Origin of the sequence: Paeniglutamicibacter sp. ZC-3 (assembly GCF_025847175.2) — a bacterium.
Lineage (GTDB): Bacteria > Actinomycetota > Actinomycetes > Actinomycetales > Micrococcaceae > Paeniglutamicibacter > Paeniglutamicibacter sulfureus.
The window spans coordinates 268,405-288,353 of record NZ_JAOYTG010000001.1; the positions used below are offsets into that span (position 1 = coordinate 268,405).

A 19,949-nucleotide genomic window follows, 5' to 3' on the forward strand; every position below is an offset into this window, starting at 1 on the left:
AAGGCTAGGCACCAAAGCGGGGTTGGCCACGCGTAAAAAGCACTCTAGTGAGGGCGTTTTCCCCGGCGTTTCACCTAGCCCACTACTCCCTTTCGAGGTAAGTTGACTGCTCCCTGGATCTGCACAGGACGCAGGTAGGGCTTATTCGGAGCGGGCCGCATGTCAACCCGAAAAAGTTGCTCCGCGATCTTGGACCTCATGCCTTGTAGTGAGGGAGTACATGAATCGACGTCAGCCTTCGCCGACCGCACAAGGCAAATTGGCGAAGACTGACGGGCGACGAGCTCTTGCCTTGAACTGCTCAACGGTTGGTAGCAACAGGTATTGTCCGGGACCGGATAAAGGTGCCGCTTCAGTAGGACAAGGAGCCGACGGCTGCTGGGGGGTCGATCGCCCAAGATGGACAATCGCCAACCGCCGACTCCAGTCCTGAATACGCAGGCGGTTTACGCTAACGCCTGCCTATACCCGGCGTATTATTCGAATGGAAATCGCGAATCCAGTGCACGTAATTCGATCAACCAACCAATATTCTTCCCCGGGCTAATTCAAAGAATAGTCAGGCCATGGGACGATAACCACGCGTATTGGATACCTTATTGTTGACCGGTAACTACGCGAAATTGTCGATCGTCCACTCGAATTTCCACCAACGCCTTCGATTGCTCAGCCTAACCAAGGTTTCCTAGTTCCGCGCGTCCACTGATCCCTAGCTTGGCGAAGATCCGGTAGAGGTGTCCCTCGACTGTGCGTTGCGAAACTGTCAGGCTTTGTGCAATTTCCCTGTTGCTTTTCCCCTGGCCGACCAACTCGATGATCTCCTTTTCACGGTTTGTCACCCCACGTTCATTCATGGCCTCGCTCAACGCTCCCCAACTCTGGCCACCAAGTTCCGTGACCCACGAAGCCAATTGACGCAGCAGGACCCCACGCTTCCTCTCGTCGATGCCATCGCTGTGGCCACGCAGACACGAAGCAAGAAGTTCGGCTCCAAGACAGGTCTCCCCGCAAGAAAACATCAGCTCAGCTGCACCGACGATGTCTACCAATTGCCCTGAGCGCACCATGCCCATGGCAGCCGCAAGTGTGCCGCATCGTCGACCCACACCTTCGGAGCTCAGCGTCTCGAGGCGGTCCAGCGCCCGCGGTCGGTCACGGAGACCATTCGACATTTTCCACAACAAGATCAGCAGGTGGTGTTCTGTCTGGCTGCGTTTCTCTGCACGGGCACGTTCGATGAGTGCGACCATGGCTTCCGGTTCCTTCGGCGACCTCGATAGTTGCCGGTATCCGGTGGCCAACATCAAAACGTCGGTGTTTTCGACGCGACCATTTCCGTGTTCGATGAGGTTTTCGCGACGGTCTTGGCCTCCGCCGAACGTGGCACCCTCCGTTTGCGATTCTTGGAAGCCGTACAGCGCCTCGGCCAAGGGGTACAGGCCGTCGGGGTCGTAGCAGGCCAATTCCGCCCGGGCTTCGTCCAGGAAATTTCTGGCAAGCGGCCACCGCCCTTGCTGGATCGTTGCAAATGCCGACCAGAAATTAAGCATGCCGCTTCTATCCAGCTGCACTTCCAGTGAGCCGGAGCGTCCCGATTCATTGAGAGCGCCGATCGTTGCATAGTCGCCGACGGCAAACAACGATCGCAAGCCAGCTGCCAGTAGGGGGTGAAATTCAATGTTTTCGGAGGGGGAACATGCACTCATCGATTGCAGAGATTCAAGGGCAAGATCGGCAGCTTCAACAAAGCTGCCCATGTCCATCAGGATTTCGCATATGAGTTCGCGGCAAATGAGCAATTCGGTGCCGTTGTCGTCGCATAATTTTTCACACCGCCTGGCCCTGTCCAGAATTGATCCTAGGTCCGTGCGGTCAACAAGCTCGATGCGCATTTCAAGAATCTCGATGGCCCGCTGATTCCGGGCAATTTCTCGCGCTTCCCCCGGCTCGTCCAATGATTCCAGTCTTGCTGTGCAGCTTTTCCATTCCTGTAGGAGGTGCTGTGTCTCTTCTCGGCTGCCGGCGTTGCGGCGCAAGGCGACGCTTTGCATTAGCTTCATTTCGCGTAGGTGCGCCACATCGGGACATTGCCAACAGAACTTTCCTACCGTATCCATGACCTCCTGGTACCTGCGCATACCCATCAAGGCACGCACCTCTTCCCGGGCGAATGCTGGCCTGCCCCCAAGTACATTCGAGTGTTGACACAAGCGCCAAGCCGTCGGGAAATCCAGCTGGTTATTGGCCAGCGTGGTTGCTTCAAGGACAAGCCGGGTTTCAAGGTGTCTGCCGTTTTCACATGCCCACAACACGGACTCGGGCAGACTTCCATGGTCGACTGAGCGCTGGATGACCCGCTCCATCAGTTGCAAGTTGCGCCCGGGCGGGATGAGGTCCCGAAGGATCTGGGCATGGATAGGCGCCGCAATTTCAACCCGAGACTCGGCAACTTGCCTCACCAGTCCGGCGTCGACTAGCCTGCCGACGTCCGCACCAGTGTACTTCGCCAACAACGTGACCTCTTCTGCTCCGCCCAGGGCCAGTATTTCCAGCGCCGTCGCAGCAGCGGTGTCGAGACGTTGTTGAATTCGGATGACTGCATCGGCCAGGTGCACATCCAGATTGATCCGCGATTGCTCGAGGACATACCTGCCCCGTGATTCAACAAGGATCTCCTGTTGTTTGGCAGAACGCAGGAAAGCTCCTACGAGCATTCCGTTGCCGCCGCAGACTGCGGCGATAACCCGCGCAGAGGCTGTGGTCGGCAACCGTCCGAGTTCCTCCTGGCAGTAGTCTGCGACGTCACGGTCGGAGAATCTCCCCAGTATGATCCTGGCCAGTCGCGCTCCGAGCTCACTCCCCGCCACCACACGCTCGCTGTGTCCCTGCCCCACTGTCATCAAAATCAACTTGATACAACCAGCCGATGCCAGCTGTGTCAGGACAAAGGCACTCGCTTCATCCAGGTGTTCGGCCTCTTCCACCACCACGATTGTCTTTCCGCCCGGTTTCGGTGAACGCAAGAGGCTCCATACGTGTTTCAGGACTCCTGCTTCATTCAGGGGTTCTGTGAAATCGACCAATAGTGGTGACAAGGTCCCGAAATTGCTTTCGCCGAGCACGGCAGAACAAAGCAAGCGAACCGCCTCCAGCTTTTCTCCTCTCAGCACCCTGTCCACCAGCGATGATTTTTCGCATCCAATCGGGCCCGAAAGCACGACTCCCGTTGATGCAGGATCTGTCACTATTTTTGCCAGCTCCCGGCGTGCCGCCAGCCTGGCACGACCGGGAACTTCCCGCTCCCCCGCGCTCATGACGCGACACGGTTATTGAGACCCAGGGTCCCGACCAAGGAGCTAAGTTCACGCCGTCCACCCAAGGACAGTTTCGAATAGATTTGATAGAGATGCCCCTCAACCGTGCGGATAGAGACACCGGCGTCATCGGCAATTTGCTGGTTGTTCATACCTTGCGCCGCAGCCGAAGCCACCATTTTTTCGCGGTTCGTTAGCATTTGAAGCACCTCGGATTCTTGACCCGGGAAATGTTCATTGCCTGAGGTCGGAGGTGCCCCGTTTCCCCTGCGCTTGCGATTGACGAAACCTGTAACTGCCGTCTTTCCTGCCGCCGAGATTGAATCAAGGAAATGGTTTGACTCCGGCAAGGCGTAAACCACAAAACCCGCGTCCACCAACTTTTCGAGACCGGCCAGCGTTGACGATTCGTGTCCGTTTTGCCAGCCTGCATATATGAGTGCGAATGCCAGCCCGATCGTCGTCGTCGTTTGCGTAGAAGGCCGCCAAGGTTGGACGCTTGGCTGAAGCCCGTTCCGCAAAGCAGCTAGCCTGCAAAGGATTTTTCCGTTGCCAGTCCCCTGGAGCTGGCTCTCCTCCATGTTCCGCCCTATAGCGGAGCTGGTTCCAACCGAAGACAGCAACTCTGTAAACCACCAGCGTGCTGTTTCCCAGCTTCTGTCGAAAGGCATCCTGGCGTGTTCGGCAACGCGGCCAGATTCGCTTGCGTAGACAAGCATGGCCCGGACTATCCAAAGATCGTAGTCATGCCCTGATACCTGAAGTTGGGCCAGTGACGATTCCAGTACGGGAAGTGCAAGACTCAGGCGACCTGCGGTAACATCCAAAATGGTTTCGGCGATGACAACGGCTTCGAACAGTTCTGCAGGCAGTTCATCGAGGTAGCGAGTGATGATGTTGGCTATGGATTGCTCCGCGGTTTCGAGTTCACCATCCAAGAGACTGTTCCGCAGCTCGTCGAGGAGCCGACACAGGTTCCTTGACGGTGGGGTTTTTATGTGGGTCTGTTCGCACCATGGCCTTCCCTGCCCTGAAATGAAAGCAAAGAAGTTGCCCTTGTCGTTGATTGAATGACCGACCGCGGCCGCGCGGCTTTCTCTCCCAAGGGATTCCTGGAGAAACGTGGAGCTGTGCGTGACTTCCTCGAGTGACTGGCCGATTCTTCTAACAAATCCAGAGCTGATGAGGTGGTCGACGTCTTTTAGTCGATCCCGATTCAACCCCACGAGCCGTATCGTTCCATGTCTCGCCAGTCTCTGGAGAAAGCGCCTCTCGGAGTGACTTAACATTGACATTTGGGCCCAGGCCAACGCTTCGACGCGGCCGCCCCGCGGCCATGCCCCGGGGAGCAAAACGAGGTGCTCCCCCTGGAGGCACAGCTTGCCATTGGTTATCGCCTCACGAGCAAGGGCCACCAACAAGCCCATGTTTCCATGCGCGCGATGCCATAGTGCGCCCGTTGTCAGAGGTGTTGGAACGGCATTGAACTCTTTGATGAGAACCCGATGCACTTCGTCAAGTCCCAGCGGCTCAAAGCATATTTCGGTACAGCCTGCTCTGCCGGTGATAGGTAGGAATTCAGGGGGCATGATTTCACCGTGCACCATCAGCAATATGACCAACGCGCTCCGGCTGAATGCCATTTGAGCCAGCGCATCCTTGGATTGACGGTCCAACAGCTGAGGATACTGAACGACAACCACTGGCCGATGAGGATTTCGCTTGGCAATGGCCCGCATGATTCCCGTCAGGCCGAGCTGTTCGATTTCTGCGACATCGGCCAGTAGGAATGCCAACGCACCGAAGCCCATTTTTTGTGCATATACCGTTCCGCTGACATGAATCGGCTCGCACGAGGCATCCACTGCCCTGATCGCCTGGGCCACCAAATCCACACGGTCGTCAGCATGGCTTCCAGTCAACACCACGGACATTGAGCTGCTGTCTGTGATGGCGTCCTTGATCAGATCCAAATAGTGCTCACGCGTTCGTCCTCCCCAGGACTTCCCGCTGTTTTTTTCCCCTGTACCGTTGGTGGTGCCCAATAAATCAGGACGCCAAGCAAGATCCAACATCGTTATTCACCTGTTCCCCAACTACCGGCAAAATATGCGTGTGCCCGTCCCCAAGACAGTCTCATGCAACTTGCAAGCCATCCTACGGCGACTTGGCCAAGTAATCACCTGTTTCGAACATTTTCGTTCCCTTTAGTGCAGACTTTCCACGAAGGTCCCCCGTGTGTCTCATGTCAATGGGGATTAACCGCTTGGTAACGGAACCAGCGAAACGTCTTCCGTTCGGCGTGCGACTTTACATCCAGGCGCTGATGGATCTGGTGTCGGTGGCCCTGAATATTGCGAACCTTCTGCGCAACCGTTGGGAGATTTGGCGACTGGTAGCGCCGGTGGCGCCCTCACTGAATGTGGCCCCGTCAAGAAGGCCCCCGCCATCGAATAGTTCGGTTTCAGGCTCGCCTAGGCAAGCCGGTTAAGCCCGGCCAGATCCGCCGGTGGCCGTAGTTCCCTTGGTGACGTATGTGATTCGGAGTGTGAATCGAACCAATCCACGACTTCCGCCCTTCCCCGTTTGGCATTTTTGCCAAACGGGGAAGGGCGGATTTGTTAGGTCACGTGAGGTTTTCTACGAGTGGGCGGTAGCGAAGTCGTGGGTCGAACAGTTACTCACCCAAGGTTTCAGCGGCTTCCAACCAAGCCATTTCGAGTTCTTCCTTTTCCATCTCCACTCCACGCAGGGTGGCATTGAGCGTTGAGACCTCGTCGAATTTCATGGCCTCGGACGCCACCGCCATCTGACCGTGGAGCTTCTCAATCAAGGACTCGAGCTTGTTCATCTGGCGCTCGACGCGGTTCAGCTCCTTGCGGGCCTCGCGCTTCTCGGCCTCGCTCGGGCCGGTGGATTCGGCCACCGCGGCGGGTCCGGACTTGTCCGTGGGCGCTCCGGTATTGCCGCCGCCCTGCGCACCGGAACGCAGCTCCAGGTACTGGTCGACGCCGCCGGGCAGCCCGCGCAGCTTGCCGTCGCCCAGCAGCGCGACCTGGTGGTCGGTCACCCGTTCGAGCAGGTAGCGGTCGTGGGAGACGACCACAAGGGTGCCAGGCCAGCCGTCGAGCATGTCCTCAATGGCGGCCAGGGTGTCGGTGTCCAGGTCGTTGGTGGGTTCGTCGAGCATCAGCACGTTCGGCTCGCCGATGAGCAGGCGCAGCAACTGCAGCCGGCGGCGCTCACCGCCGGAGAGCTCCTTGACCGGGGTCCACTGCTTGTCGGTGCCGAAGCCCAGCTGCTCGGCCAGTTGCCCTGCGGAGACTTCCTTGCCGCCGACCTCGAAGGACATCCGCTCGGCCTTGATGACCTCGATCAGGCGCATGTCCTTGACCTCGTCGAGCTCCTTGACCTCCTGGGTCAGGATGGCGGTCTTTACGGTCTTGCCGCGCTTGATGAGCCCGGAGGTGGGCTCGATCTGGCCGTTGAGCAGTTGCAGCAGCGTGGACTTGCCGGCGCCGTTGACGCCCACAATGCCCACGCGTTCGCCCGGGGCCAGGCGGAAGGTGATGTTGTTGAACAGCGGCTTGCCCGTGCCGAAGTCCAGGGAGACGTGTTCGAGGTCCAGCACGTCCTTGCCCAGGCGCGCGGTGGCCATCTTGTTCAGTTCCACGGTGTCGCGGGCTGCGGGGACGTCGGCGATCAGCGTGTTGGCCGCCTCGATGCGGAACTTGGGCTTGGCGGTGCGGGCCGGGGCGCCGCGGCGCAGCCAGGCCAGTTCCTTCTTGACCAGTTGCTGGCGCTTGCTCTCCACCACCGCGGCGGTGCGGTCGCGCTCGGCGCGGGCCAGCACGTAGGCGGCGTAGCCTCCGTCAAACGGGTCCACGGTGCCATCGTGCACTTCCCAGGTCCGCGTGCAGATCTCGTCCAGGAACCAGCGGTCGTGGGTGACCACCAGCAGCCCGTTGGCGTTGGCGCGCCAGCGGTCCTTCAGGTGCTTGGCCAGCCAGGCGACGCCCTCGACGTCGAGGTGGTTGGTGGGCTCGTCGAGCATGATCACTTCGTGCTCGCCGATGAGCAGCTTGGCCAGGGCGACGCGGCGCTTCTGCCCGCCGGAAAGCGAGTTGACCTCCGCGTGCCAGTCGACCTCGCCGACCAGACCGCCCATGACCTCGCGCACCAGCGGGTTGGAGGCCCATTCGTGGTCGGCTGCCTCCCCGACGATGGCTTCCCCGACCGAGAGCGCCCCGTCGAGCACGTCGGACTGGTCCAGATAGGCCACGCGGACGTCCCCGCGCTTGGTCACCCGGCCCTCGTCCGGGGTCATGCGGCCGGCCAGCAGGCGCATGAGCGTGGATTTGCCGTCGCCGTTGCGTCCGACCATGCCAATGCGATCCCCGTCCTCCAAGCCCAGGGAGAGCGAGTCAAGGACGGTACGGGTGCCGAAGGACATGGAAACGTTTTCGGCGCCGAGCAGGTGGGCCACGGTGTGGTGCTCCTTTTGTTACGGGGATTCGATGACGGTGGGCAGGATGCCGGCGCCGGGGACCGGGCCGTGGACCTGCAGGGTTGCCACGCCCGCTTCGTCGGAAAGCTGGGCGATGATTTCCGCGCCGTGTGGCTGGTCGCGGGCGAGCAGGGCCAGCGTCGGACCGGATCCGGAGACCAGCGCGTGCAGTGCACCGGCGGCCTCGCCGACGTCGCGCACCACGCCCAGTTCCGGGGCCAGGGCCAGGGCCGCACGGGTCATGTCGTTCACGAGCAGGGGCGCCAACGCGTCCAGGTCCCCGTCCAACAGTGCCCCGACCATACGCGGGTCGACCTCGGTGGGGGTTTCGACGACCTCGTTGGCCCGCAACCGGTCGAGCATGCCGTACACGCGCGGAGTGGACAGCCCGTAAGAGGCAGGGACCAGCACCCAGTCGGTGCGCGTGCGCAACAACAGCGGGGCCAGCTCGTCGCCCACACCCAGGCCGACGGCGGCGCCGCCCTGCAGGGCGAAAGGCACGTCAGCGCCCAGGCGGGCGCCCAAGCGGGAAAGTTCCTCGCGGGTCAGCCCGGTGCCCCACAGGGCGTTGCACGCCACGAGCGTGGCGGCGGCGTCGGCTGATCCCCCGCCCATGCCCCCGGCGATGGGCACGCGCTTGGTGATGCACAAATCGACCCCGGCGTAGTGTCCGGTGTGTTCGCGCAGCAGCATTGCCGCCTTGACCACGAGGTTTTCCGGACCCAGCGGGAATGACTCAGGGTCGGAGACCGCGGTGGAGTCCGGGTGCAGGAAGACCTGGATTTCCTCGTCGTGCCGGGCGGTGGCGGCAACGTCCTCATAGAGGGAGACGGCCAGGTACAGACTGGCCACCGAGTGGTAGCCGTCCTCGCGGGGCGGGCCGACCCTGAAGTAGCAGTTGATTTTTCCCGGGGCACGGGCAACGACCGATTGGGTCATGGGGCTGCCGGTTCGTTGGCGACCTTCGCCTCGGCAATGGCGGCGAATTCGGCGATGCCGAGCTTTTCCCCGCGGGCCTGCGGATCGACTCCCGCCGCCAGCAGTGCGGCCTCGGCCAGGGCAGGGGAGCCCGCCCAGCCGGCCAGGGCCGCGCGCAGCGTCTTGCGGCGCTGGGCAAAGGCGGCGTCGATGACGGCGAAGACCTCGCGCCGGGTGGCTGTGGTCTCAGGAGGGGTGCCGCGTTCGAAGCTGACCAGCCCGGAGTTGATCTTGGGTGCGGGCCAGAAGACGTTCATGCCGATGACGCCGGCCTTGCGCATGGTGCCGTACCAGGCGCCCTTGACCGAGGGCACCCCGTAGGTCTTGTTGCCCGGGCCGGCTGCCATGCGGTCGGCGACCTCGTCCTGAACCATGACCAAGCCGTGCTGCAGCGAGGGGAAATGCTCGAGCAAGTGGAGCACCACCGGCACAGCGACGTTGTAGGGCAGGTTCGCCACCAGGGCCGTGGGCGGGTGCTCAAGCTCGGTGACCTTCAGCGCGTCGGAGAGGATGACGGTGAGGTTCGCTGCCTTCTCCGGGCGGAATTCGGCCGCGGTCCGCGGCAGCCGGGCGGCAAGCTTCGGGTCGATTTCCACCGCAACGACGCGGGCGGCGGCATCGAGCAGGCCCAGGGTCAGCGAGCCGAGGCCCGGCCCGACCTCGAGCACGGTCTCGGCAGGATCGAGCTTGGCGGTCGCCACGATGCGCCGGATGGTGTTTCCGTCGATGACGAAGTTCTGCCCCAGGGTCTTGGTGGGGCGCACGTCGAGCTCACCGGCGAGGCGGCGGATCTCGGTGGCACCGAGCAGTGGTGGCGGGGTCGATTCTACGGAAGTCACGTATCAATCCTAGTTCAGGGCCCGTGCGCCGCCGACCGGGGCGTCCGCTGCGGGTGGCTCACGGGGGTGTTGCTGCCATGAACAATGGGTCCCGCCCTATCCAAGGCGGAACCCATTGTTCATTGTGAAATCTTGTGCACCTGTGCGGTGGTGCATCGGGCCGTTGGGCCCGGTATGTCTGTTAGCGCAGGCCCAGCTTGCTGGAGCATGCGGGCCAGTGGCCCCAGCCGCCGCTGCCGCGCAGCACCTCGGCCGTGGCAACCTGCTCGGAAGGCGATGCCTGGTGCGGCAGCGGCGCGTACTTGCCGCCGCCGGCGCCGAGCCAGCTGCTGGCGGAGAACTGCAGGCCGCCGTAGTAGCCGTTGCCGGTGTTGATCGACCAGTTGCCGCCGGACTCGCACTTGGCCAAAGCGGCCCAGGTGCTCGACACGCTGCCGGAAGTCGTGGGTGCCTTGGCCTTGACCTCGGGCTTGGGCTTCGGCTTTGGCTTGGTGCCTACGGAAACCTCGGCGTCAACGGCCTTGGTGGTGACCTTGTCGCTGGTCAGCTCGCGCTTGGATTCCTTGCCGTCGCGCAACGTAACGGTGTAGGTGAGCGTGCGTTCGCCGTCCTTGCCCTCTTCGAGGGTCTTCTTGGTGCCAACCAGTGCGTCGGAGTCCTTGACGGTGTCGGTGCCGCGTTCTATCGACTCGGTCTCGGTGACGGTCTTGGTCTTGACGCGGACGACCTTCAGTTCCATGTCCTGCACGACGGCGTCCGCGACCTTGGCGTTGATCTCGTCATCCTTGTCAAGGGAGATCTTGGCTGCCTTGAGTGCATCGCCGACGGTCTCGGCGGTGGTGTTCAGCTTCTTGTTCTTGCCATCGGCTGTGATCGAAACGTCCTTGGGAGTGGAAATCTCGATGGTGCTGGCCAGCGAGGCCAGGGCCATTGCGCGGGCCTGCTCGATCTGTGCCTTTTCGGAAACGTTGAGTTGGTCCACAACATCTGCCACGGTCAGGCCAGTGGTGTGCACGACGCGGTCGACGCCGTCGATGCTCACATTGACTTCCTTGTGGCGCTTGATGTCGATGAGGGTACCCGCGGCGACTGGTGCATCCAGGGCCGGGGAGATTTCGTCGAGTTCACCAAGGGTGATCGACGAGTCCTCCAGGACATCTGACACGGTGGCGGCGCGAGTGGTGATGCTCTGGCTCTCGCCGTCGACGGCGACGGCAAGGGTCTTGTTGCCTCCGACGAACATGACCAGACCGAGTATCAACGCGGTCAAAACGGCTGCTTGCGCGCCGATCTTCACCCAACGATTCTTGAGGGCATTCTGCACAGGATTCCAAACTTAGGTCTAACCCGGGCACGGGGGCAGATCGATGCGTACACGGCGGGTGAACGGTTGCTCCCGGCAAAACCGGGCGCAGCCCACCGTGTGCCCATTGATTGGTGCGAGCACAATCCAATTCTTTTCATCTGTCGATGTCGCGTTGCGGTACGAGGTTCCCCTCCGCAGGCAGAATCAAATGCACCCGGGAACCTTCCCCGATCCCGGCTACTAAAAACCAACCGTAACCGAATCGTAATAAGGTCGCAAGCACTTCGTGCTTGCCTTGTGCCCAAAACGGGCTAGAACTCCCCGTAGACACGGTTCGTGTTTGCCGCCAGTGTCCCGCAATATTCCTCCAGCTCCGCCCCCACGGCTTCGGCCATGAAACGCACCGTTTGCGGGATCAGGTAACTAGCGTTTGGGCGACCCCTGTAGGGATGCGGGGTGAGGAACGGAGCATCGGTCTCCACCAGCACCAATTCAGGGTTGGCTACCAATAATGCATCGCGCAGATCGTGCGAATTCTTGAATGTCACGGTCCCGGAGAAGGACAGGTACCAGCCGTTGGCGTTGCAGATCTTGGCCAGTTCGGCATCGCCCGAAAAACAGTGGAATACCACGCGCTCGGGAAGTTCCTCGCTTTCCAGGACGCGCACCACATCGTGATGTGCATCACGATCGTGGATTTGCAGGGCCTTGGAGTGCTCGCGGGCGATGCGGATGTGCTCACGGAAGGAGTGTTCCTGGGCCGGCCGGCCGGCCTCGCCGGTGCGGAAATAATCCAGCCCGGTTTCCCCCACGGCACGCACGCGGCCATGGGCCGCCAACTCCTCGATCCGGGCAATCGCGTAATCCAGCTCACCCGTGGCGGCCAGGCGCGCGGCATCGTTGGGGTGGATCGCCACGGCGGCCAGCACCCGGGGATCCTCAGTTGCCGCGCGGACAGCGAATTCGGAGGATTCCACGTCGCAACCGACTTGGATGACACCGGGTACGCCCACGGCATTTGCCGCATCCAGCGCCTGGGCGACGGTGACGTGGACCGAGCCATCGCGGAAGTCCAGATGCGTATGGTTGTCTGGCACGCCAAAGGGCAACGGGGCCGGCGCGGGCGGGTAGGAGAGGTCGCGCTTCTTGCCCTGTTCGTCCTTGGCATTCCGGATCGGGGCGCCCGACTCCCCCGCTACCGGGGCAGGCAGGTAGGCCTCCGGCACCCCTTGCGTCCTCGAGGTTTGCGCCGCTTGTTCCGCCGTAGACATGGTTGCCACGTCCCCTTCACTAGATGCCCCTGCTTCCCGGGGGCAATGACCACTCGCCCATCCAGCCTACGCGGAAGAAAGAGACGATTGATTTAGTGTGATGCGGGGCACAACTTTGGCAGTATCGTTGGGATGGAGGGCCTCGACCGCCCACCCAACGGATGCGCTCCAGGAGGACATTGCATGTCGCTTTCCACCGAGTCCCAGGTTCTGCCCGCCGACGAGTTCGGCCGGGTCTGCGAAGAAGTGCTGGCCGGGATTGCCACGGTGATCGATGGCAAGGCCGAGGTGGCCCGCACCGCGCTGACCGTGTTGCTGGCCCAGGGGCACCTGCTTCTGGAGGACGTGCCGGGGGTCGGGAAGACCATGCTGGCCAAGACCTTGGCCAAGTCGGTTGACTGCACGGTGCACCGAATCCAGTTCACCCCGGACTTGCTTCCCTCGGACGTGACGGGGGTGTCCATCTTCAACCAGGACACCCACGAGTTCCAGTTTCGGCCCGGCCCTGTCTTCGCGCACATCGTGATCGGCGACGAGATCAACCGGGCCAATGCCAAGACCCAGTCCGCGCTGCTTGAATGCATGGAGGAGGGTCAAGTCACCGTCGACGGGATCACCCGCCGGCTGGAGACGCCCTTCATGGTGATCGCCACGCAGAACCCCATCGAGCTCGAGGGCACCTTTCCATTGCCCGAGGCCCAGCGCGACAGGTTCATGGCCAAGATCTCCATGGGGTACCCGGACGCCGCCGCCGAGATGGCGATGCTCGAAACCCACCAATCGACCTCGCCGCTCGATGACCTGGCCCCGGTGCTGGACCTGCCCGCCCTGCACATGTTGATCAACACCGTTGCCGCGGTCTATGTCTCCGAACCCGTGAAGGAATACGTCGTGGCCCTGGGACGGGCGACACGCGAGCATTCCGACATCCGCCTGGGCGCTTCCCCGCGATCCCTGTTGCAGTTGCTGCGCGCGGCGAAGGCCGAGGCCGCGCTCAATGCCCGCGACTACGTGCTGCCCGAGGACGTGCGCAATATCGCCGCCAAGGTGCTCGGGCACCGGCTGATCCTGCACCGCCGGGCCGAGGCCGCCGGTTCCAATCCCGAATCCGTCCTCGTGGCAATCCTCAACGCGATACCGGTGCGCGCCGGGGCACGCGGCTAGCGCCGAACGCGAAGAGGCAAGGTGAGGGCAGACATGGGCACCGACACCGGGGAACCCAACGAATTCCGCGATTCCCCTTCCCGCGGCCGCTGGGCGATCGCCGAGCCTCCGGCAACGCTGCGCGAAAAGGTCCACCTGGGATTCCTCACCGCGCGCGGCTGGGGCCTTTTTGCCGCCGGGGCGATTGCCTTGCTTGGCGCCTTCCTGCTGGGACGGCGCGAGCTGATGGCGGTGTCCCTTTTCCTCTTGGTGACCCCGCTGTTGGCTGCCTTCCTGTTGCGCTTCGGCAACCCCGCGCTCACGGTGACCCGGACCTTCAACCCGCCGCAGGCAACCACGGATTCATCGGTGCGGGTGCGCCTGCACATCACCCATCGGGGACGTTCCGGTGCATCGATCCCGCTCAGCGACACGCTGCCCGAGGATTTCGGCAAGGGCCCGGAGTTCAACTACCCCTCTCGCACCGCGGCGCAGGGGGCCGGCGGCTCCGGCAGCTGGTACGAATACCGCCTGCGGCCGGCCACACGCGGCATCTACGCGATCGGGCCGGTGCGCGCGCAGGTTGCCGACGTCTTCGGGCTTGCCGCCCGCCCCGCGGCCCTCGATGCGCCCAGCGCCCTGATTGCCCTGCCGGTGTGCGAGGCGCTGGAGCCCACCGGCATTCCGGGCGAACACGGATCCCACGGCCAGGCCGCTTCAAACCGCCGGCTGACCCCCGATTCCTTTGAGGTGATGACCCGCGAGTACCGTCCAGGGGACACCGTGCGGCGCATCCACTGGCCGGCCACGGCCAGGCGCGGCTCGCTGATGGTGCGCCAGGAGGACTACCGGGCCACCCCCAGGGCCGTCATCATGTTGGACCGTTCCCGCGCTGCCTTCCTGTCGCAGGGCGCCGGTTCCGAGCCGTCGCTGCAGATCCCGCAATTCACCTCCGCGCCCAAGGACTCCAGCCGGCGCTTCGAATGGGCTCTGCACGCGGCACTTGGCGTCGGCGCCTACCTGGCGCAGACGGGGTTCGGCATCGACTTGATCGACCACCGCGGCGAGGGCGTCAACGACGTCTCCGCCTCCGGCACCGAGGAAGCCGGCGAGCTGTTTGCAGGTCCCCACGCCACGGCCCGGATGCAGCAGGCACTCGCCGCACTGGCACTTGAGGACTCCGCGGTCCAGCGCCACGAGACGGCCAGGTCCACGCTCGCCGCGGCGCTGAAGGAACGCATGCGCGAGCGAGGCGACAGGCTCGTGCTGATCCTGGGCGAACCCACCCCCGAACAGGCAGATGACTGGCTGGAGGTCGTCGGTGCGCGGAGCAAGGTGACGGTGCTGTGCGTGGCCAACCGCGAGGCGCACCTGTTCCCGATCATCTCCCGCTTCCGCCAGGCCGGCTGGTCGGCCGTCGCGGTGAACCCGAAGACCACGCTCACCGAGGCCTGGGCCGGATTGTGGCACCAGTCATGAGCACCGCGACCTTGCCCCGGACCGATACACCGCCCCCGGGTTCACCCCGGCAGGCACCCGACGCAGCTGTTTCCGGGATCCCCGCGGCCGCCTTCGCGGCCCTGGCCACGCTCACGGCAATGCTCGGGGCCACCGCCTCGCTGCATGGGGTGATCAGCGGCTGGGGGTGGATGCTCCAGGTGTTCGTGGTGGTCACCTGCATCGTGGTGGCCGCCAACCTCGTGCGCTGCCTCTCCCCGCGCCGCTACCTGGGGACCCTGGCCGGGGCAGTGGTGGCGGTGCTGGCGCTGACCTTCCTGTTCTTCTCCAACACCGCCTGGCTGGGCGTCGTGCCGACCGGGGCGACCTACCGCGCCCTGCTGAAGGTCTGGGCCATGGCGAATGAGCAAATGGGCTCCCAGGTGCCGCCGGTGGAAACCACCGGGGTCATCGTCTTCTCCATCTGTGTCTGGGCCGCCGCGGTCGCTCTGGCCGTCGACGCCCTGGCCTTCGAGCTCCGCGCCGCGGCCCTGGCCGGCATCCCGCTGGCACTGCTGCTGTCCATCGCCTCGCTCTTCGAGCCGCACGGTGCAGGCATCATGACCGTTGCCCTCACGGCCGTGGGCTATTTGCTGGTGCTGGCTGCATCGCGGTGGCAGTCCGACACCGGTTCGGGCAGGCGCCGCGCCATGGAACTCGCCGGCCCGCAGGAGGCAGCCGGCGGGCACACCTCGCCCGGGCCGCAGGCCCGCGGGGCGCTGTTGCAGGGGGCAGCCCTCCTGGCCGGCGCCCTCGTCGCGCTGCTGGTGCTGCCCGCTGCCATTCCAGGGTTCTCCAAGGGCATGCTCACCGAGGGCAGCCGTCCGTCCTGGGGCAGGATCGCCACCAACATCGACCCGATGATCGCCCTGGGCAACGACCTGCGCAACCGCTCTTCCGGCACGGTGCTGCGCTACTTCACCGATGCGGACTCCCCCACCTACCTGCGGACCTCCGTGATCGGCCAACTCACCGCCGACCGCTGGCTGCCTGACCCCGAGGCCAGCCGGGTCCCTGCCACCGAGAACCTGGTGACCCGAGCCTTCCCGCGGGCCTTCGAATCGGCCCGGCCCGCCTATACCCGGGTCATCACCGACAGGTACCGCGGCGCGTGGATGCCGCTGCCCGGAAACGCGATCACGCTCAACGGCCTGGGCGGGAACTGGGGATGGAGCCCGGACACCGGCACCCTGCTGGCCGCCGAGGGCCAGCCGCCGGCGGCCGCCGACTACTCGGTGATGAGTGTGAACCCGCAGATCAGCGCGCAGATGCTCGCCGAGCTCTCCTCCTCGATCCCGCGTGGCTTCTTTGCCGAGGTCGACCCCCAATACCTGCAGCTGCCCGAGGACGTTCCCGGATCCCTGGCAGAGGCCACCGAGGCCGCGGTGGGCGATGTCGCCAACGACCCCTACGAACAGGCCGTCGCCATCCAGGACTACCTTCGTTCAGCGGCGTTCAGGTACTCGGAACAAACCCCGGTCGAAGACGGCTACGACGGCAGCGGGTTGGACGTCATCGACGCCTTCCTGCAGGAAAAGGCCGGGTACTGCGTGCATTTCGCCTCCACCATGGCCCTGATGGCCCGCGAGCTGGGCATCCCCAGCCGGTTGGTCACCGGCTACGCCCCCGGCACCCCCACCGGGGAGTCGATCGCCGGACAGAACGGCTCTGAACTGGATGAGTTCACCGTCAGTTCGCGCAACGCCCACGCCTGGCCGGAGCTCTATTTCCCTGGTGCCGGATGGGTCGCGTTCGAGCCGACCCCGGGGCGCGGGATCCCCCCGGACTACGCACCTGCGCTGCCTGCCCCGGACGTCGACCCGACCCTGAACCCGACCGCGCCCAACGCCTCAAATTCCGCATCCGCCAGCTCCTCCGAGGCCTCGTCCGAGGCTGCGGAGGCGGCGCGGGGCTCCGGCCCCGGGGCCGGGTCCCCGACGTCGGGCCTGGCGGGCAGCCTGCTCGTCGTGCTGCTGGCAGGGGCGGCGCCGTGGATGGTGCGCAGGATCCAGCGCAGTCGACGCATCGCGCGCATGGCCCTGCACGGACGTGCGGACATCCGCCCCGGGAAGGAAACCGGACCGGCGGCTGCCTGGTCCGAACTCGTGGCCCTTGGCCTTGACTTCTCCTGGCCCATGAGGCTGGACGAATCGGCCGGGGACTATTCCCGGCGTCTGGCCCGTAGCTTCCCCGCTGCCGCCCAATCCCTCAACGCGCTGGCCGGAGCCTATGAACGCCAGCGCTACGCACGCCCCGGCGATGAGGAAGACCCCGCCTCACTGGAAGCGGCCCTCGGCGAGGCGCGGCAGGCCCTGGCGGCCTCGATGGGGGTCGGTGAGCGTCTGGGGCGCAGCCTCTGGCCGCGGTCGCTCTTTGCTCCCCGCCCGTTGGGAGCCTCCGGCTACGCCTCGGCCAGGTAGTTTGCCCTGCCCTGTGGCTGGGCTACGGCGATCCCGCCGGCGGTCCCGAGAGCGGCATCGCCGCAACGGGGCCCCGCCAACGAAAACGGCGGCGCCCCCGTTGCTCCGTGTGGAGCAGAGGGGGGCGCCGCCGTCGGTGCCGCTGGCGGTTAGCGGGCCGCGTACGGGTCGGCGATGCCGATGTACTGGGTGGTGGTGTACTCGGCCAGGCCCTCGGCGCCGCCCTCGCGGCCCAGGCCCGACTGCTTCACGCCGCCGAACGGGGCGGCGGCGTTGGAGATGACGCCGGCGTTGAAGCCGACCAGGCCGAATTCGATCTGCTCCGCGACGCGGAAGAGGCGGTTGTGGTCGCGGGTGTAGATGTACGAGGCCAGGCCGTACTCGGAGGCGTTGGCCAATTCGATGGCGTGGGCCTCGTCGCGGAAGGTGGTCACCGGGGCGACGGGGCCGAAGATTTCCTGGCGCAGGATCTCGGCGTCGTTGGCGACGTTCGAGAGCACGGTGGGTGCGTAGAAGTAGCCCGGGCCATCGATCGGGGCCCCGCCGGTCTCCGCTACGGCGCCTGCCTCGACGGCCTTGGAAACCAGCGCGTGGATGTCGTCGCGGGCGCCGGAATCGATGATCGGGCCGACATTGGTGGTGGACTCGGTGCCGCGGCCGGTCTTCAGCGCGCCCATGGCGGCGGAGAACTTGGCGATGAATTCCTTGGCCACCGACTCGTGCACCAGGAAGCGGTTGGCCGCGGTGCAAGCCTCGCCCATGTTGCGCATCTTGGCTGCCATGGCGCCCTCGACGGCGGCGTCCAGGTCGGCATCCTCGAAGACCAGGAACGGTGCGTTGCCGCCCAGTTCCATGGAGGTGCGCAGCACCTTGTCGGCGGCGTCCTTCATGAGCATCTTGCCCACGGCGGTGGAACCGGTGAAGGAGACCTTGCGCAGGCGGTCATCCTGCATCAGCGGGCCGGAGATCTTCGAGGCGCTCTTGGAGGAGACGACGTTGAGCACGCCTGCCGGCAGGCCGGCTTCCATCATGACCGCGGCGAAGAGCTGGGAGGTCAACGGGGTGAGCTTGGCGGGCTTGAGCACCATGGTGCAGCCGGCGGCGATGGCCGGGGAGACCTTGCGGGTGGCCATGGCCAGCGGGAAGTTCCACGGGGTGATCAGCAGGCACGGGCCGACCGGCTTGGTCTGCACGATCATCTTGTTCTTGCCCTCGGGAGTGGTCAGGTAGCGGCCGTAGTCGCGCACCGTCTCCTCGGAGAACCAGCGCAGGAACTCGGCGCCGTAGGTGACCTCGCCGCGGGCCTCGGCCAACGGCTTGCCCATTTCCAGGCTCATCAGCAGGGCGAAGTCCTCGGCGCGCGCGGTGACCATGTCGAAGGCGCGGCGCAAGATCTCGGCACGCTCACGCGGTGCGGTCAGCGCCCAGGTCTTCTGGACGGCGTCGGCTGCGTCGAGGGCTGCCATCGCATCTTCCGAGGTGGCGCTCGCCAGGGTGGCAAGCACCTTGCCGGTGGCCGGGTCAACGACGTCAAAGGTACCGCCATCGGAGGCGTCGCGCCATTCGCCGTTGATCAGCAAACCGGTCGGGACGGAGGCGAGCAGCTCGGCTTCGCGCTCGGGGGTAATGGTCATAGCGGCGTTCTCCCTTGAACTGTGGGGTGTTGCGAAAATTGCAGGATCGTGTTGGTCTCCACGCTAGCGCCGCGGCAAGTGACTGTAAATTTCTATCTGCACTATGACGAAGCCGCCATTTTGTGCAGTCATCCCATGCGCGTCCCGGTGGTTTTTTGGCGCAATGGTCAGGCGCGGGCTTCGAGCACCGCTGCGTAGAGCTCGCGCTTGGACACGCGTTCGGTCTCGGCGACCGCAGCCACAGCTTCCTTCAGACGCAGGCCCTCCGAGACAAGTTGCTGCACCTGGGCCACGTGGTCGGTGGCGCGTGCGGGCTCCCCGGCCGGAGCGCCGGCAATGACCACGGCGATTTCGCCGCGGACATCCCCCTCGGCCCACACCAGCAGCTCGTCGAGGTTTCCGCGGATCACTTCCTCATACATCTTGGTCAGTTCGCGGGCAATGGCACCCTTGCGCTCGGGTCCGAAGGCATCGCGCAGCGCACGGATCATCGCGTCCAGCCGGTGCGGAGCCTCGAAGAAGACCATGGTCCGCTGCTCGGTGGCCAGGTCCTGAAGGCGCTTGGTCCGTTCACCGGCCTTGCGGGGCAGGAAGCCCTCGAAGGTGAACCTGTCGGTGGGAAGCCCTGACAGGGCCAGCGCGGTGAGCACGGCGGAGGGCCCGGGCACGGCGGTGACGGTGACGCCGGCGGCCACGGCTGCCTCGACCAGCTTGAACCCGGGGTCGGAGACAGCGGGCATGCCGGCATCGGAGACCACCAGGATGGTCGCCCCGCCGGCCACCAGCTCGAGCAGCTCGGTCAGCCGGTGGGTTTCGTTGTGCTCGTGGTAGCTGATCAAGCGCCCGGGGACGCGGACTCCCAGGCCGGTGGCCAGGTGCAGGAAACGCCGGGTGTCCTCGGCGGCCACGATGTCTGCGCTCTTCATGAGCTCGATCAGGCGGGGGGACGCGTCGGAAAGGTTGCCAATGGGGGTTGCCGCCAAGACGATCTGGCCCGGGGTTTCTTGAGTTTCCACGCCCCAAGCCTACTGCCCGCGCGT

General features: G+C 64.4%; 12 protein-coding genes. 3 read left to right on the forward strand and 9 right to left on the reverse strand.

Annotated features, from left to right (window positions below; all coding sequences use genetic code 11):
• Positions 1-671 precede the first annotated feature (671 nt).
• The 7 genes from OIU93_RS01210 to OIU93_RS01240 all read right to left on the reverse strand — a co-directional run bounded on the left by OIU93_RS01210 (position 672) and on the right by OIU93_RS01240 (position 12,215).
• Complete coding sequence (locus OIU93_RS01210) at positions 672-3,314, reverse strand: helix-turn-helix transcriptional regulator (protein ID WP_264268228.1); 2,643 nt, start codon at positions 3,312-3,314, stop codon at positions 672-674.
• Positions 3,311-5,389, reverse strand: a complete 2,079-nt coding sequence (locus tag OIU93_RS01215; RefSeq protein ID WP_264268229.1) for a LuxR C-terminal-related transcriptional regulator — start codon at positions 5,387-5,389, stop codon at positions 3,311-3,313. Before OIU93_RS01215 ends, OIU93_RS01210 begins: the two co-directional genes overlap by 4 nt.
• Positions 5,390-5,991: 602 nt before the next feature.
• Positions 5,992-7,800, reverse strand: coding sequence for an ABC-F family ATP-binding cassette domain-containing protein (locus OIU93_RS01220; protein ID WP_264268230.1), 1,809 nt, complete (start codon positions 7,798-7,800; stop codon positions 5,992-5,994).
• 18 nt (positions 7,801-7,818) lie between these two features.
• Entirely contained in the window at positions 7,819-8,760 is a 942-nt protein-coding gene (locus OIU93_RS01225) for a 4-(cytidine 5'-diphospho)-2-C-methyl-D-erythritol kinase (RefSeq protein WP_264268231.1), read from the reverse strand.
• Positions 8,757-9,638 carry a 16S rRNA (adenine(1518)-N(6)/adenine(1519)-N(6))-dimethyltransferase RsmA gene (gene rsmA / locus OIU93_RS01230; RefSeq protein WP_264268232.1) on the reverse strand — a complete coding sequence of 294 codons (882 nt, stop codon included), beginning with the start codon at positions 9,636-9,638 and terminating at the stop codon, positions 8,757-8,759. Before rsmA ends, OIU93_RS01225 begins: the two co-directional genes overlap by 4 nt.
• Before the next feature lie 181 nt (positions 9,639-9,819).
• Positions 9,820-10,935: a transglycosylase family protein gene (locus tag OIU93_RS01235; RefSeq protein WP_372342844.1), complete on the reverse strand. Its 1,116-nt coding sequence runs from the start codon at positions 10,933-10,935 to the stop codon at positions 9,820-9,822.
• Between the two features lie 320 nt (positions 10,936-11,255).
• The gene (locus OIU93_RS01240) at positions 11,256-12,215 is read right to left on the reverse strand and encodes a TatD family hydrolase (protein ID WP_264268233.1); all 960 of its coding nucleotides are present in this window, start codon (positions 12,213-12,215) and stop codon (positions 11,256-11,258) included.
• 183 nt (positions 12,216-12,398) lie between these two features.
• Here OIU93_RS01240 and OIU93_RS01245 point away from each other — a divergent pair, with 183 nt between their 5' ends.
• The 3 genes from OIU93_RS01245 to OIU93_RS01255 are packed head-to-tail and all read left to right on the forward strand — an operon-like array spanning position 12,399 to position 17,275.
• Positions 12,399-13,379 carry a MoxR family ATPase gene (locus OIU93_RS01245; RefSeq protein ID WP_264268234.1) on the forward strand — a complete coding sequence of 327 codons (981 nt, stop codon included), beginning with the start codon at positions 12,399-12,401 and terminating at the stop codon, positions 13,377-13,379.
• Between the two features lie 33 nt (positions 13,380-13,412).
• Complete coding sequence (locus OIU93_RS01250; protein ID WP_264268235.1) at positions 13,413-14,837, forward strand: DUF58 domain-containing protein; 1,425 nt, start codon at positions 13,413-13,415, stop codon at positions 14,835-14,837.
• The gene (locus OIU93_RS01255; RefSeq protein ID WP_264268236.1) at positions 14,834-17,275 is read left to right on the forward strand and encodes a DUF3488 and transglutaminase-like domain-containing protein; all 2,442 of its coding nucleotides are present in this window, start codon (positions 14,834-14,836) and stop codon (positions 17,273-17,275) included. Before OIU93_RS01250 ends, OIU93_RS01255 begins: the two co-directional genes overlap by 4 nt.
• A gap of 149 nt (positions 17,276-17,424) precedes the next feature.
• Here OIU93_RS01255 and OIU93_RS01260 read toward each other — a convergent pair whose 3' ends face one another.
• Both OIU93_RS01260 and rsmI read right to left on the reverse strand, forming a co-directional pair.
• Entirely contained in the window at positions 17,425-18,909 is a 1,485-nt protein-coding gene (locus tag OIU93_RS01260; RefSeq protein ID WP_264268237.1) for an NAD-dependent succinate-semialdehyde dehydrogenase, read from the reverse strand.
• Positions 18,910-19,076: 167 nt separating this feature from the next.
• On the reverse strand, positions 19,077-19,925 hold the full coding sequence (gene rsmI, locus OIU93_RS01265; protein WP_264268238.1) for a 16S rRNA (cytidine(1402)-2'-O)-methyltransferase: 849 nt from the start codon (positions 19,923-19,925) through the stop codon (positions 19,077-19,079).
• Between the last annotated feature and the right edge of the window lie 24 nt (positions 19,926-19,949).